The 15,826-nt window shown below is 38.1% G+C and carries 13 protein-coding genes; 4 read left to right on the forward strand and 9 right to left on the reverse strand.

The annotated features are described in order from the left end of the window. Positions 1–33 precede the first annotated feature (33 nt). Entirely contained in the window at positions 34–930 is an 897-nt protein-coding gene (locus BN2628_RS12825) for a glucosaminidase domain-containing protein (protein ID WP_044224633.1), read from the reverse strand. 92 nt (positions 931–1,022) lie between these two features. Here BN2628_RS12825 and BN2628_RS12830 point away from each other — a divergent pair, with 92 nt between their 5' ends. Together BN2628_RS12830 and BN2628_RS12835 are read left to right on the forward strand one after the other, a co-directional pair. Beyond that, a complete protein-coding gene (locus BN2628_RS12830) occupies positions 1,023–1,505 on the forward strand; it encodes a cytidine deaminase (RefSeq protein ID WP_044224630.1) in 483 nt (160 codons plus the stop codon). 150 nt (positions 1,506–1,655) lie between these two features. Beyond that, on the forward strand, positions 1,656–3,440 hold the full coding sequence (locus BN2628_RS12835; RefSeq protein ID WP_044224627.1) for a DNA polymerase III subunit gamma/tau: 1,785 nt from the start codon (positions 1,656–1,658) through the stop codon (positions 3,438–3,440). A gap of 24 nt (positions 3,441–3,464) precedes the next feature. On the opposite strand, the gene BN2628_RS12840 is transcribed toward BN2628_RS12835, so the two are convergent. Continuing rightward, a complete protein-coding gene (locus tag BN2628_RS12840) occupies positions 3,465–4,889 on the reverse strand; it encodes a choice-of-anchor Q domain-containing protein (protein ID WP_044224624.1) in 1,425 nt (474 codons plus the stop codon). A gap of 128 nt (positions 4,890–5,017) precedes the next feature. Here BN2628_RS12840 and lpxB point away from each other — a divergent pair, with 128 nt between their 5' ends. Then, a complete protein-coding gene (lpxB, locus tag BN2628_RS12845) occupies positions 5,018–6,160 on the forward strand; it encodes a lipid-A-disaccharide synthase (RefSeq protein ID WP_044224622.1) in 1,143 nt (380 codons plus the stop codon). Here the strand turns inward: lpxB and BN2628_RS12850 are convergent. The 4 genes from BN2628_RS12850 to BN2628_RS12865 form a co-directional block, all read right to left on the reverse strand. After that, a complete protein-coding gene (locus BN2628_RS12850; protein WP_044224619.1) occupies positions 6,147–7,175 on the reverse strand; it encodes an ABC transporter ATP-binding protein in 1,029 nt (342 codons plus the stop codon). The two genes, lpxB and BN2628_RS12850, sit on opposite strands and share 14 nt — an antisense overlap. Then, complete coding sequence (locus BN2628_RS12855) at positions 7,175–8,227, reverse strand: iron ABC transporter permease (RefSeq protein WP_044224617.1); 1,053 nt, start codon at positions 8,225–8,227, stop codon at positions 7,175–7,177. Before BN2628_RS12855 ends, BN2628_RS12850 begins: the two co-directional genes overlap by 1 nt. Continuing rightward, positions 8,224–9,342: an ABC transporter substrate-binding protein gene (locus BN2628_RS12860; RefSeq protein WP_044224614.1), complete on the reverse strand. Its 1,119-nt coding sequence runs from the start codon at positions 9,340–9,342 to the stop codon at positions 8,224–8,226. Before BN2628_RS12860 ends, BN2628_RS12855 begins: the two co-directional genes overlap by 4 nt. Positions 9,343–9,426: 84 nt before the next feature. Then, positions 9,427–10,074 carry a response regulator transcription factor gene (locus BN2628_RS12865; protein ID WP_044225142.1) on the reverse strand — a complete coding sequence of 216 codons (648 nt, stop codon included), beginning with the start codon at positions 10,072–10,074 and terminating at the stop codon, positions 9,427–9,429. A gap of 160 nt (positions 10,075–10,234) precedes the next feature. Between BN2628_RS12865 and BN2628_RS17635 the strand changes: the two genes are divergently transcribed. Beyond that, positions 10,235–10,372 carry a hypothetical protein gene (locus tag BN2628_RS17635; protein WP_257606483.1) on the forward strand — a complete coding sequence of 46 codons (138 nt, stop codon included), beginning with the start codon at positions 10,235–10,237 and terminating at the stop codon, positions 10,370–10,372. An 83-nt stretch (positions 10,373–10,455) separates the two neighbouring features. Here BN2628_RS17635 and thrC read toward each other — a convergent pair whose 3' ends face one another. Genes thrC through thrA form a run of 3 tightly spaced genes read right to left on the reverse strand, consistent with a single transcriptional unit; the run spans position 10,456 to position 15,440 of the window. After that, complete coding sequence (gene thrC / locus BN2628_RS12870; protein ID WP_044224611.1) at positions 10,456–11,757, reverse strand: threonine synthase; 1,302 nt, start codon at positions 11,755–11,757, stop codon at positions 10,456–10,458. Between the two features lie 10 nt (positions 11,758–11,767). Beyond that, positions 11,768–12,973: a cofactor-independent phosphoglycerate mutase gene (locus BN2628_RS12875; protein WP_044224608.1), complete on the reverse strand. Its 1,206-nt coding sequence runs from the start codon at positions 12,971–12,973 to the stop codon at positions 11,768–11,770. Between the two features lie 31 nt (positions 12,974–13,004). Continuing rightward, positions 13,005–15,440: a bifunctional aspartate kinase/homoserine dehydrogenase I gene (gene thrA / locus BN2628_RS12880; protein ID WP_044224605.1), complete on the reverse strand. Its 2,436-nt coding sequence runs from the start codon at positions 15,438–15,440 to the stop codon at positions 13,005–13,007. Positions 15,441–15,826 lie beyond the last annotated feature (386 nt).

A 15,826-nucleotide genomic window follows, 5' to 3' on the forward strand; every position in this document is an offset into this window, starting at 1 on the left:
ATAATCACAGTTTGAGTTTGACAACGTTTTTCATTATCTTAATTTTAAGATATCACCCTCAGAGGGAACATAATCTTTATCTTTATGATTTATTTTATAAAGATTCTTTAATCTCATGCCATACCGTTGAGAGATATCGTGCATGGATTCACCTACTTTTACGGTATGGTGTTTAAATTGTTTGGTTGCCTTTTTGTTTTTCTTTTCGAGAAAAAGAACATTCCCCTCCTCCAGAGGATAGTCTTTGGGTAGTTCGTTATATTTGCATATTTTTCTAACACTGAATCCCATTTCTTTGGCGATAGATTCCGGTGTTTCGCCGTCGCGGGCTTCGACGTAAAGTAATCCGTAAGCCTTGTATACCGGTCGTAAAATAACGATTTCGGGTTCTTTAGGTTCTTTACGACTGCCTTTACGATCATACTGGTATAGTTCATATAATTCTATCAGTTGTATCAGTTTGCTGGCATAGGCTTTGTCTGTTGCATATCCGCATCGTTGTAGTCCACGCGCCCAGCCTTTGTAATCAGTGCTTTTTAATTCGAAAAGACAAGCATAGCGCATGTTTCTGGTCAAGAAAAGAGAATGATCTTCGTATGATTCTTTGGGATGCCTGTATTTGCGGAAACATTCGCCTTTGGCGTCGTCATCATGATATACCTTTTGTCCTTGCCATTTATGGCATTTTATTCCAAAGTGATTATTTGATTTTCGAGCGAGAGTACCTCTCCCGGCACCTGATTCGAGCAAACCTTGTGCCAAGGTAATACTGGCTGGTATTTTATATTTACGTTGATGTTCGATAGCCAAATCTTTGTATGTATCTATGTATTGCAAATAAATACGGTTCTTATTTTGAGCTTCAGATATAAAGAATATACTTGAAATCAAAAGCAGTAAACAAACAGAAATAAATTTTCGGAACAGCATTTTCTATATGTTTTTATTGTAAAAAGAAAGATAGAGACTGATATTTTCTATCGAAACTTTGTTATATTTGTATCTTACAAAAGCATACTGCTATGAAAGAGTTAAATATCCCTGCAAAGATAACAGTTTGTTCTTATGATGAACTGAGTAATATAGAAAAAAACTTAATAGATCTTGCAAAGAAGGCCAGCAATAAGTCTTATGCACCATATTCTAAGTTTCAAGTAGGGGCTGCCGCATTATTAGAGAATGGGGAGATAGTAACTGGCAATAATCAAGAAAATGCAGCATATCCTTCGGGCTTATGTGCCGAGCGGGTTACGTTATTTTTTGCAAATGCCAATTTTCCGGATGTTCCTGTAAAGGCTATCGCTTTAGCAGCACAGGCGGGAGGTGATTTTACAGAGTCACAGGTTGCTCCTTGCGGAGCTTGTCGCCAAGTGATTTTGGAGACGGAAAATCGTTTTGATACACCTATCCGGTTGTTGATGTATGGTAAAGAGGGTGTTTATATTGTAAATTCGATAAAAGATATACTGCCCTTACATTTCGATAAAAGTAGTATGGAAGTTTGATTTTGCGTTTTTTTAGAAATATTTTTTAGTTTGGGATTGTAGAACTAAAAATACATCCAACAATTTCTAAAAAAGAAAATAGCTTTATAATATTCCGGGATAATCATGTATATTTGTAAGTACTAAAAATAGAAAGGATACCCCGATAAGATGGATAGTTATATTGTTTCTGCTCGGAAATACAGACCGTCAACATTTCGTTCAGTCGTTGGTCAGAAGGCTCTGACTCAAACGCTTAAAAATGCTATTGATTCACAGAAGTTAGCGCATGCCTATCTTTTTTGCGGACCTCGAGGTGTTGGGAAGACTACGTGTGCCCGTATTTTTGCCAAAACAATAAATTGCTTGCATCCTACGGAAAATGGAGAAGCTTGTAACGAGTGTGAATCGTGTGTCGCTTTTAACGAACAGCGTTCTTATAATATATTGGAACTTGATGCGGCATCTAACAATTCTGTAGACGATATACGACAGTTGACAGAACAAGTACGAGTAGCACCTCAAATAGGCAAATATAAGGTATTTATTATTGATGAGGTCCATATGCTTTCATCTCAGGCATTTAATGCCTTTCTTAAGACATTGGAAGAACCTCCGCACCATGCTATTTTTATTTTAGCTACCACAGAGAAAAATAAGATATTGCCGACGATCCTTTCTCGCTGTCAAATATATGATTTTCAAAGAATAACAATAGCTGATACGATTGAGCACCTGCAATATGTCGCTTCTCAGGAGGGGATAGAGGCTGAAGTTGAGGGGCTCAATATAATTGCGCAAAAGGCTGATGGGGGAATGCGTGATGCATTGTCGATTTTTGACCAGGTAGTTAGTTCTACTCGTGGTCATATAACATATGCTTCAGTAATAGAGAATCTGAATGTTTTGGATTATGAGTATTATTTCAAATTGACAGATTCTTTTTTACGGCAATCTGTACCTGAAGCGCTTTTGATTTTTGATAGAATATTGCGAAATGGTTTTGAAGCCCAGTATTTTGTAAGTGGATTGAGTACGCATTTCAGGAACCTTTTGGTTTGCAAAGATCCATCGACACTATCTTTGCTGGAAGTGGGACCTTCTGTCGCTCAGCGTTATGGGCAGCAAGCTGCTCAATGTAGTAACGATTTTTTGTATAAAGCTATCGATATAAGTAACGGATGTGATTTGTCTTATCGTACCAGCAATAACAAAAGGTTATTAGTTGAGTTGATGTTGATAAAACTGTGCCAATTATTAGCTCCGGTACAAGTCGCGCCATCTGTGGCACCACCTTTGCAGAAAGTAGCTTCGGCTACCTCTTCAAATCAGCCTTCGGTTTCGTCTCAACCTCCCCCTGCACAGCAAGTGCCACAACAAAATAAAGTACAGCAACCGGTATCACCGGCTGCTGTGTTGCAGTCTCAGGCTGTACAGCCACCAAGACCTGTGACGGTATCCAGTACTTTACAGCAGTCTCAGCCTCCTAAAGCACCGATGCCAAGAATGGTGCCTCCTTCTATATCTATAAAGAAGCCTCAGGTGATGACGGAGACTCAAGTTAAGAAAGAAACGGGAACTGTGACGGAAATGAGTAACCCGTTTACTGTGGAGGATTTGCAGAGGGCTTGGGTTCGTTTTACGCAAACTATACCGACAGAAACAGTATTGGTAAATACAATGATTAGTTGTAAACCCCAAATGCAATCGGCATTACATTTTGAAGTGGTTGTCGATAATCAGGCCCAAGTAAAATTGGTTCAGGAAAAAGCCGCCTATATTCTTCCGTTTCTGAAGCAAGAGTTAAAAAATACACACATTTCAATGTCTGTTCGGGAAAGCGCACGCGCTGAAAAACAGAAAGCTTTTAGTCAGAGAGAGAAGTTAAATATGATGGCTCAGAAAAATCCGTATATCCGACAATTTGCCGATAAGTTCGGTCTTGAATTGGCATAAATGAAAGGGGGAGAAAGAAACATCTTACAAATTTTCTTGTTCTGTCTTTTCCGGAACGAATTGATAAGCTCCAATATCCGGATTTTCTCCTTTAGGTCGAAGTGTTCCCAGCATATCCGTTCGTAACTGTTCGTTTAGATATTCGGGATTTCCGGCTTTGATAGCAGAGGATTGGTCTGAGCTGAGACGATAATCGAATATATAATCATCGCCTGTTGCATAGAATTTGGGGTCACCTTCCCAGATACAGTTGAGGAAGTTTTCATCATCGCTTCCACCCAGAGTGAATAGACAATTATAAAAATGAATGTTGAATCCCAACAAATCTGTCGGTTGTATCAGAGTGTAGCTACCTGAAATAATACAGTTTTTGAAAGAGATATTCAATGCTTTATCTCCTAATGTAGAAGCATATTTATCGAAGGTCAATATCGGAGAACGAATAATATCTAAACGGTAATAATTGACGATGGTGCAATGTGTGAATTCTGCTTTGCCTCCAGATATTTTTAAGACGGCGTTTCCTGCATTTGAAAATTGACAATTCCACGCGTTGATTTGACTGTCAGTTGAAGAAAATAGATTTCCGGCGGAATTATGTATGACAGAATTACTAAGTTCCAGTTTGAGCTTTGATATGTCGGAAGAGTCTATCACCATGCCGTAAGAAGAGCCACGCATAGACACATGATCGAGGTGATTGTCGTAACTATCTTTATAAAAATGTATGCCACCCCATTGCCCGGCTAAGAAGTCATAAGGCAGTGTTGGAAAGAGTTTGTCTAAGCGGTCGCCTCTGAATGTTACAGGTTGGGAAACGGAACCTTCAGCATTTAATCGACCTTTTACTCTCAGTTCGGCTTTGTTATGAAAATGTAAGCGTGTGCCAGCTTTTAATGTCAAAGTTACATCTGGGGCGATGATAAGACTATCGTATATTAAATATGGTTTGGGGGAGGAAAATTCAGTATCGACTTTGATAGTATCTCCTCGGAGCAAAATAGCATCTTGCCCATAAGCTTCAAGAATAATCTTTTGGTCTATACCGTTAGTGGTAAAGATGATAGCATCCTCTATTTTCATTGGCGTATCTTGCCCGGTAGGGTCTACATTGGCTTTGACAAATACGGTGAGGCTGTCTTTGCCTAATATTTCGATATTTTGTAAATCTGGGCCTGGTTGTCCGTCGACGTTTATATAAAATCCGGCGTTTCCATTTGTCAATCGGACAGATGATATGTTCAAGGCTTTTGAATTATGGTTATAGACTCGGAATGAGTAAGTCGCTGTTCCTTTTTGAGTAAAAATGGTATCGAACTTTACGCTGTCGGTAGAAAATGAGAGACGGTCGTTTGGGTTGGTTGAGAAGTCTTCTTTGAAACAGCTCACAAAAGATAACCCGCACAATATTGCGATAAGGAAAAGTATAATTCGTTTTTCAGTCTTCATGTAGAAATAACGCTTTTTTATGATGCTTATTGTGGAACAAAGATACGGAAAATGAGAAAATTTGAAAATGAAGTATGAAAACCTCAAAAGTTAATGTACTTTTGCCAAAGTAGCAATTTTATTGGATTATGAAATATTATCTGATTGCCGGTGAAGCGTCCGGAGATTTACATGCAGCAGCACTGATGAAAGCTTTGAAGAATGAAGATAAAGATGCTGTTTTTCGATTTTTTGGAGGAGACCTCATGCTTGCAGAAGGCGGTACGCTTGTGAAGCATTATCGGGAAATGGCTTATATGGGCTTTATTCCGGTGATATTGAATTTTGATAAAGTGTTGGCAAATATCCGTTTGTGTTGTAATGATATTACACAGTGGAAACCGGATGTTGTTATTCTTGTAGATTATCCCGGATTTAATCTTAAAATTGCAAAATTTGTAAAAACTCATCTGACTTCATCTGTTTATTATTATATATCTCCGAAAATTTGGGCGTGGAAGGAATATCGTATTAAGAGTATTCGGAATTATGTTGACCGTATGTTTTCTATATTGCCCTTTGAGGTTCCTTTTTATCAAAAACATAATTACCGTATCGATTATGTTGGTAATCCGACGGTCGATGAATTGTCTGGGCGTCCGTATCAAAATGAGACTTTTGAACAGTTTGTTGGGGAGAGTGAGCTTGGAAATAAGCCGATAATAGCATTATTGGCAGGAAGCCGGATTGCTGAAATAAAAGATAATTTACCGATAATGATAGAGGCTGCATCAGCATTTCGCGATTATCAATTGGTTATTGCAGGAGCTCCTGGTGTAGAACCTGATTTTTATAATCAATTTATTAAAGGCAAAGATGTGGCAGTTGTATTTGGAAGAACATATCGTTTGTTACAACAATCCAGAGCAGCATTGGTTACGTCGGGTACTGCAACTCTCGAAACGGCACTGATAGGAATACCTCAGGTCGTTTGTTATAAGATGAAAGGGGGTAAATTGGTCTATCAAATATTTAAACGTATCTTGCATATTCGTTTTGTTTCGCTGGTAAATCTTATTGCTGATAGAGAAATCGTAAAAGAATTGTTGGTACATTTGTTTACAGTAGAGAACACTCGTAGAGAATTAGGCATTTTACTGAATGATACGCCTGAAAGAAGGGAGATGATTTCCGGATATAAGGAAATGACCGATAAGTTGGGAGCTCCGGGTGCCCCGCAGAAAGCGGCATATCTGATTGTGGAATCTTTATCGAAAATCAGTCGGACATAGATTGTGTATGTTCGATTATAGGAATGATTTCTTCGAATGAGTGCACTGTATATTTTTCGTTATCAATTTCAATAGAAATATTATCCTTTTGATTTGCCGATATATGAATATTTGTACAAGTATTTTTGTCGGAAACCGGCATGAAACCATTTTTTTGCAGGAGATTTTTCAACCAATGTGATAGTTCTCCCTTAGCTTCGACTCTGACGGGAGTCTGATGATGATAGATTTGGGGCCGGAAGCTTCCATTTTCTTTATTAAAAAAAATGTTTGGTCGAGAAAATAATCTATCCATTTCTCCAGATAAAACGATATCTTCTGTAAAACCGCTCAGTAATCCTTTATCTCTTGACAATAGCCAGAGACGGTCAGATAACAATAGTGCTAAATCAGTATCATGAGTGGACAATAAAATAGCCTTATTTTCATCATGAGCTAATTGGTGAAGTAACAACATGATATCTATTCGGCTGGGTATGTCTAAAAAGGCTGTAGGTTCGTCCAGTAATACGATAGGGCATTCTTGAGCAAGGGCCTTGGCTATCATTACTTTTTGCCGTTCACCATCAGATAATTGGGAGACATAGTGACTGGCTTTATCCGTAATACCTGTTATCGATAGGGCTTTTTCGATAATATCTTTGTCTTTCTTATTTAGTTTCCCAAAAAAACCGGTATAAGGATGTCGTCCTAAAGATACGAGTTCAGCAACAGTTAGGCCTCCTGCATAGATTTTGTCTGTTAAGACAACTCCGATTAGGCGGGATATTTCATATTCTTTATAATCTTTGAGAGCTTTTCCGAGCAGATAGACATTTCCGGTGAGAGGAGCTTGCATGGTACTTAAGGTTCGTAATAGGGTCGATTTTCCTGCACCATTAGGACCTAATAGACAAGTTAACTCCCCTTTGAATAAAGAAAAGTTCAAAAGGGAATGTATTGTTTTTATGTCAGCCTGATTCTGTCGGTATCCTATACTTATGTTTTCGGCTATGAATATAGATTCTTTTTTCATCAATGAAAGTATTGTATTTTCTTTTGGTTGATGATTACGTAAATAATGACTGGAGCCCCCAGAATGGGAGTGATTGCGTTTAAGGGCAATAGCCCGTTTTCTCCCGGTAATATACATATGAGATTACAAAGCAGGGCAACAACAGCACCCATAAGTAAAGTAACCGGGAGCAGTATAGTATGATTAGAGGACCCTAATAACAGCCGTGATATATGAGGAACAGCTAACCCGATGAATGAGATGGGACCGCAAAATGCTGTGGCAGTCGCTGTTAATAGACCGGTAGCAAATAACAATATCCAGCGGATACGCCCGATAGAAATACCCAAATTGGCAGCATAGCGCTCTCCTAACAAAAGTGCATTTAGAGGTTTTACTAAAAGAATAGAGATGAAAAGGCCGATTATAATCATCAGACTGAAAAAAGGTAGTTGTTCTCGTGATACACCGGAGAAATCTCCCATTCCCCATAAAGTATATGAAAAAACGCCTTCGGCAGTAGCAAAAAAATTGATAAGAGATATGGCAGATGAGGTTATATAACCGACCATAATCCCTATGATGAGTAGCATCAAGTTACTTTTTACCAAGGTAGAGAAGAATAATATAGTCCCTAAAATGAGTCCAGAACCCACGAATGCCCCTGTAATGATAGCCAAACTGCCGGACAAGGAAAATAATCCGGCTTTACCTATGGAGCTTCCAAAAACCAGCATAACTAATGCAACACCTAAACTGGCTCCCGTATTGATACCTAAAATAGATGGCCCGGCGAGAGGATTGTTGAATGCAGTCTGGAGCAGGAGCCCTGATACGGATAAGGCTGCCCCGCAAAGTAAAGCGGTAAAGGCTTGGGGAAGCCTTGATTGCAGGATGATGAAAGACCAACTGCTTTTTTCCGTTTCATTGCCCAAAAGGATATTACATACAGAGCGTATGGGGATGGATACAGAACCGAATATAAGATTGCATATAAATAGGATTATAATAATCAGCAACAGGCAAGTCACATATATTTGTCCCGAGTCTGTAGTGAATACTTTATTTTTCATTCATTCAATTTTTTAAAGTATTTGAGTGACGTGTCGGATAAATGTCCGGGATGAAATATGTTTATCATGTCTTTTAAAATATAATCAGGGTGTAATGGTAAATCGTCGTAATACGATGATTTTAGTGTATTACAGCCGTATATATTTTTATTTTTAAATGCATCAAATTGATTGTAAGGTTTGTAGTCTTTTTCTAGACTTTGATAAGTCAGGTCTTTTTCATTATTATATTTGATAAGCCAGATATCAGCTTGGTGAGCTTTCTCAAATACTGTTTCGAAAGAAAGAGCGATAGAGCCTGTATGAGAATCGTTTTTCCATATATAATCGGCTCCCGCGTCTTTTAGCAAACAAGCCATGTAACTGTTGCCTCCCGGTTGATACCAGACAGAGCTCAATTTTGTTTCGGTAAAAACAGAAGGTTTATGTGCTTTTTGTGGAAGATTATTACATAACTCGTTGTATCGGGTCATTGTTTGACTGAACAAAGAATCGGCTTTACCTTCCTGCCCGAAAAATAACCCCAGTAATCGAATCCATTCAGTCCGGCCTAAAGGATGATTCTCCATATAGTCACTACATTCAATGATAGGTATCCCGCATTTTTCGACTCTTCCATAGCCCATATTTTCCATAGGAGAAACAAGAATAGCCTCGGGATTTAATTCTATTATTTTTTCTACATCAGGCGAATAAGACTCACCAAGGTCTTTGATTTTTCCAGAAGAAAGGCCTTCTTTGATAAATGGCAATGTGATGTATTGGGAGTCACAGACCCCGGTTATGGTTTGCCCTGCGTCTATGGCTTCGAGCATACTGCAATGCACCGAAGAATATACAGCAACATTTTTGAGAGGGGTTCTGACAACAGTCCCCAAAGGAATATTGGATGGAAGTTGGGCATCACGGGGTACGAGAATGTATGTGTGTAAAATTCGGGTAGTATCCCACGGATTGAGTATTTGCACTTCAGTATAATCAGGGAATTTTTTTATGGATAATCCTTGGGCATATGTTGTTTTATAAGCTTCAGCTGATTTATTATTTTCTTGTTTATTATTGGAGGTACAGCTTAATATAAGGCAAAAAGATAATAACAAAAGAAATTTTTCCATATTATCAATATTTGGGCAGTTGTTAAAAACAGCGTTAAAGATACATTTTTCTATTTAAATCTCAATATTTAAATATATGAGGTTCTATATATAATATTCAGCTAAGTCTATCAGACCGGCTCGTATGGCATATTTTGTAGCTTCGTGGATTGTATTGACTTCCAGTTTACGAAATATATTTTTACGATGGGTATTGACAGTATGGAAACTAAGGTTTCGAGAAGCGGCTATCTCTTTGGTAGTTTTTCCAAGAGCTATTTCTCTAAGAATATCTGTTTCTGTTCGAGTTAGCTGAGGAGATGGGGCGGAAGCTTGAAGCCTATGCTCAAGTAATTGATTGCTTGCATAATTACATAAGAATCGTTTCCCTTTAAGAGTATAGTGTATAGCCGTTAGGATTTCTTCTTTAGAATTTTCTTTTAAAACAATACTTATTGGAAGATGATTTTGAGCAATATGATATAAGAAACTATTGCTTAGTTCAATAGAAAAAAGTAACCATACTGAATTTTTGAATCGTTCCCTTAGAATGAGTAGTTCTTCAATGCGGTTAAAGTTGAAAAGAGTGTAATCGAGTATTATTAGAGAATATTCATTCACATTTAATTGGGAAACGAGCTCACTTTTATTGGGGGCAAAAGAGTAAGACAAGTCTTTATAATTCTCTTTCAGTAAATATAGCAATCCGGCTTTTGTTATGTCCTGATTGTCTGCCAATATTATATTTTTTATTTCATGCATGGGCTTGTGTATTTGGAACTTTAGCCTATACAAATATAGAATTTTTGCGTGAATATCTGATACAAAAGTTGGCTATATCTTGTCACGATTTTAATGAGGTATAAATATTTCTTGAGTAAGTTTGTATATTTGTTGTGAAAAAAATGTGCATATGAAAAAAGATGTAAAATATAAAGGTTGCGGAATAAAGAATACAAGTAAAAGAAGTCGAAAGGCTCCTTCGGGTAAACGTATCGGCAAGTCAAGACCGGAAAAAGCTAATAACCAAAGAAATCGTATTTTGAATTGAATTACAGTATGAAAACAAGGTAAAATATCGAATATGTGTTTCAAATTCAATATTTTACCTTATTTATGACAAAATTTTTTTTATTATTGTTCCATCAAAAAGCGTTTGAACGGAATGAACGTAGAAGGTAACTCTACACTTTTCTTTTCCCCATTCATAAATGCCTGGAGAGTTTGGGGTATTTTTACATTTTCATGAATTGTATTTTCTACAGTTTCTAAAAATTTAGCGGGGTGTGCTGTTTCTAAAAATACACCGTTTTCTTCAGGCTGTAACGAATCTTTTAGGGCCTGGTAACCACAAGCCCCATGGGGGTCGAGCAGATACCCTGTCGATTTGTGCAGTGTGTTTATTGCTTCTCGTATCATGTCATCGGTATAGCTATATCCACTGATTTCTTTGCAGATTGCTTCATGAGAATTTTTATAAAGTTCCAGAATGCGTGCGAAATTGCTGGGATTGCCAACATCCATAGCATTAGCTATAGTTGCAATTGAGGGGCGTGGAGAGTATATTCCTGTATTGAGGTATTGAAGGAAAATGTCGTTACGATTGTTTGCCGCAATAAATCTCTTTACTGGAAGTCCCATTCTTTTGGCAAATAATCCGGCTGTAATATTTCCGAAATTTCCACTGGGTACACTGAATACTACATTTTTGGCTTTCTCTTTTTTAGCTAATTGAGCATATGCATAAAAGTAGTAGAATGCCTGAGGAAGAAATCTGGCTACATTGATGGAATTTGCCGAAGTCAATTTCATCGCATTATTTAGTTCCTCATCCATAAAGGCCGATTTTACGAGAGCCTGGCAGTCATCGAAAGTCCCGTCAATTTCTATGGCTGTAATATTTTTCCCAAGTGTAGTGAATTGTTTTTCCTGAATCTCACTGACTTTACCTTTAGGATAGAGGACATATACATGTATGCCGGGAACACCGAGAAATCCATTGGCAACGGCACTACCAGTATCTCCCGAAGTTGCCACAAGAACATTAACTTCTTTTTTCCCTTCTTTTTTAATAAAATAGCCTAATAGACGAGCCATAAAGCGTGCTCCTACATCTTTAAATGCCAGTGTCGGACCGTGAAAGAGTTCAAGACTATAGATATTATCACATACAGGGACTACCGGAGTATCGAAGTTCAATGTATCATATACGATTTCTTTTAGAATATCGGCTTCTACATCTTCTCCGAAAAAGGCCTCAGCAACAATGAATGAGATTTCTTGAAAACTCATTTCTCCGATATTGTGATAAAAAGCATCGGGTAGTCTTTTTATCTGTTTGGGCATGAAAAGCCCTTTGTCTTTGGCCAGACCTTTGACAACAGCCTCTTCGAGCGTTACTTCTTGTGTTTGTTTATTGGTGCTATAATAAAACATTATAAGTAATTTATTTAAATAATTCTTTTATAAATTCGTCGTGGCTTAAGTGCCCATAGAAACCGTTTTTTACGCTAAATTCATCATACACTGGAACATTGTCAGGAGTTATTCCCGGCCTGTAAATCAAGAATGGAACAGGAGCTGCTGTATGTGTGCGCAGACGGCAAGGGGTCGGATGGTCGGGAAGTACTGCAATAGTTAAAGGTTCCCCTAAATCTCCGGCTTTTTCAACGATGCGTTTAAGCACACGATGGTCAAGATACTCTATTGTCTTTACCTTCAAGTCTACGTCACCTTCATGCCCTGCTTCATCGCTTGCTTCGATATGCAAATATACAAAATCGTGTTTTTTCAATGCAGTCAATGCTGCATCGGCTTTCCCTTCATAATTAGTCGTATAGAGACCGGTTGCTCCTTCAACTTCGATAATTTCGAGTCCGGCATATACTCCTATTCCTTTTATTAAATCTACGGCGGATATTACGGCACCGCTTTGTATCCCATAGCGTTGTTGTAATGTTTCCATCTTAGGTTTATATCCCGGGGACCAAGGCCATATGCTATTGGCCATATCTTTTCCTTGCTGGACTCTTTTCAAGTTCACAGGGTGATTGGGTAGTATTTTCTGAGATAGGAGGATGAGTTCATTTAGTCGTTCGGCCGTTTTTTCAGCCTCTGGAACTTCAGCCTTAATCATCACAGATGCGAAAGCGGTTCCCGGTACGTCGTGGGGAGGGGTACAATCTATTCTTTTATCTCCATTTTTTAATTTTAAAAGATGGCGATAAGAAACTCCGGAAAAGAAATTAACATCATTTCCTCCAAGTTCTTTTTGTAAAAAACGGATGAGTTCGTCGGCTTCTTCATTCGAAATATGTCCGGCTGAATGGTTTTTGATAATCCCGTTTTTTATGCAGATAAGATTACATCTCATAGCCATTTCTCCGGGTTCGATATTTACTCCCATACTGGCGGCTTCGAGAGACCCTCGCCCTTCAAAAACCTGGTTAAGGTCATAACCTAAAACAGACATATTGGCTATTTCACTTCCCGGATGAAATCCTTTAGGAACTGTGTCCAATTGCCCGCAACGGCCATTAGCTGCAAGCCAGTCCATTACCGGAGTTTTAGCGGCTTGTAAAGGCGTTCTGTTCCCTAATTCAGGAATCGGCTCATCGGCCATACCATCACCTAAAACGATCAAATATTTCATTTGTCACTTTTTTAGTTTGTAAAAATTCATTTCAGCGTATATTGGCGATACTTATAATATCGGCAAATACACCAGCTGCTGTTACCATAGCCCCCGCTCCGTATCCTTTGATTACCATAGGATATTCCTTATACCGTTCTGTTGTCAGTAGAATGACATTATTGCTGCCTTCTAACTGATAGAATGGATGTCGGTTGTCTACAGGTTGCAGACTGACTTCAGTTTTCCCGTTTTCGAGCTTGGCAACGAAGCGGAATCGTTTTCCTTCCTTAACCAGCTGCTTTCGTTTTTCTTCGAATTCGGCATCCAATTTCGGAATATTTTTCCAAAAATCGGCCAATGAACCTTGAAAATACTCACCGGGAATAAATAAATGTTTTTCTACATCTTTTTGCTCAACTCTATAGCCTGCTTCCCGTGCCAAAATTACTAATTTTCGTATTACATCTTGACCGTTGAGGTCAACACGAGGGTCCGGTTCACTGTATCCGGCTTCTTGAGCCATTTTTATAGCTTTACTTAATGGTATGTCTTCACTGATAACATTGAAGATATAGTTAAGCGTTCCGGAAACAACGGCTTCTATTTTTAATATTTTATCTCCACTGTTTATCAGTCCGTTTATTGTATTAATGATAGGCAATCCGGCTCCGACATTTGTTTCGAACAAATATTTTACATCTCTGCACCGAGCTATTCGTTTAAGTTCAGCGTATTTTTCGTAATCTGAAGATGCTGCTATTTTATTGGCGGCAACTACAGAAACGTTGTGGTTGAGGAGTTCTTTGTAAATGCCGGCAATTTCATTGCTGGCGGTACAATCGACGAATACCGAGTTGAATATATTCATTTCGATGATTCCGTCCCGTATAGCTGCCGGAGAAGCCGTGACAGTTGAATTTTTTAATTCTGTTTCATAAGTGTCAAGGGAGATACCCTCTCGCCGAAATATACATTGTTTTGAATTTGCCATTCCGACGATATTTAATTTAAGGGATTTATCTTCCAACAAGCGAGGTTGCTGCTGTTTGATTTGCTGTAATAAATCTTTTCCGACTTGCCCTATTCCGGCAATGAATATATTCAATACTTGTACATTAGACAAGAAGAATGAGTCGTGAATGACATTGAGAGCTTTGCGGAGACTTCCAAGTTCTATGACAAATGAAATATTGGTTTCTGAAGCTCCTTGAGCGCAAGCTATAACATTGATACCATTACGACCTAAGGTATTGAAGAGTTTACCGGCGATTCCCGGAGTGTGTTTCATATTTTCCCCGACAATAGCAACCGTAGCCAAATCTTTTTCAGCAGTAATTTCACTGATTTCACCCATTTCAATTTCTTTGGCAAACTCTGTATTCAGGACTTTTACTGCTAATTCAGCGTCAGCATTTCTGACGGCAAAAGAAGTGTTGTTTTCAGAAGAAGCCTGAGAAACGAGGAAGACACTGACTCCTGATTTAGCTAACGCTTTAAATATCCGGTAATTGATACCTATGACACCGACCATGCCAAGACCTGTTACTGTAATAAGACAAGTGTCGTTTATGGAGGATATTCCTTTGATAGCTTTCCCTTCTCCCGATTTTATATCTTGAGTAATCAATGTACCTGGCGCTTCAGGGTTGAAGGTATTTTTTATAATAATCGGTATATTCTTATGGTACACCGGATAAATTGTGGGAGGATAAATGACTTTTGCCCCGAAATTACATAATTCCATGGCTTCTATAAAGGAGAGATGTTCGATGACATAGGCTGTGTTTATTACTCTCGGGTCGGCAGTCATGAAGCCGTCTACATCTGTCCATATTTCAAGTCGGGAAGCACCGAGGGCAGAAGCTAATATTGCTGCGGTATAGTCAGAACCTCCTCGACCCAGATTTGTCGTGTCACCATTTCCACTGTCCGAAGATATGAATCCGGGGACTAAAGCTACTTTAGGTATGCTCGAAAAAGTTTCTTTAACCAGCTTATTAGTAATTTCGAAATCGACAGTATGTTTATTGAACTGTATGTTTGTTTTTATAAATTGCCGGGAATCATAGTGTATGGCTTTGTCAATTACCCGGCTGACAATAATGGAGGATATACGTTCACCATAGCTGACAATTGCATCTAAAGTCTTATTTGATAAATCTTTGATTAGGTATACTCCTCTGAATATATTTCCTAATTCATCAAGTAGAGAGTCGACGATTTTTAAAACTTCTTCTTTCTTCTCATTATCAATTACTCCATCGATGATATGGTGGTGTCTTTCACAGATATATTCAAAACGTTCTAAATAGTCATTGTTTCCAACCCCTGCTAAACGGGCGGTATCGATTAGCTTATCTGTTATGCCGCCCAATGCAGATACAACGACAATTGCCGGTTCTTCACAAGCTTCTACTATTTTTTTTACATTCTTGATGCTTTCTACAGAACCGACGGACGTCCCTCCGAATTTTAATACTCTCATCAGATTATATTATTTTGTAATTAAACTAAAAACAATGAAGGCTTTAAGCCATAAAAGTATCAAGAGTTTCCCAATTTATTCTCCTGAAACCGGTTGATACGAACAAACAAAAATAGTTATTCTATTTGATAGAAAGAGGTTTATAATAAAATTTAAACCTAATGTGTGGAGATATAAAGCTGAACCCCCTAAGGGGTAGTGTGGGTTAATGTAGAAATATGAATATGGGAATAGTTAATTCTCATTGCTTTTGTCGTTAATTTTACGAATTCACACTGCAATATTATATAAAAAATCTCAATCTACCTACAAAAGTGACATTTTTGTGTTAATTTATAATTAGCTGTTTAATTTTTGTATGAATAAAGAAGTTGAACAAATCTTTT

The organism is Gabonia massiliensis, assembly GCF_001403595.1.
In the GTDB taxonomy this organism is placed as follows: domain Bacteria; phylum Bacteroidota; class Bacteroidia; order Bacteroidales; family Coprobacteraceae; genus Coprobacter; species Coprobacter secundus.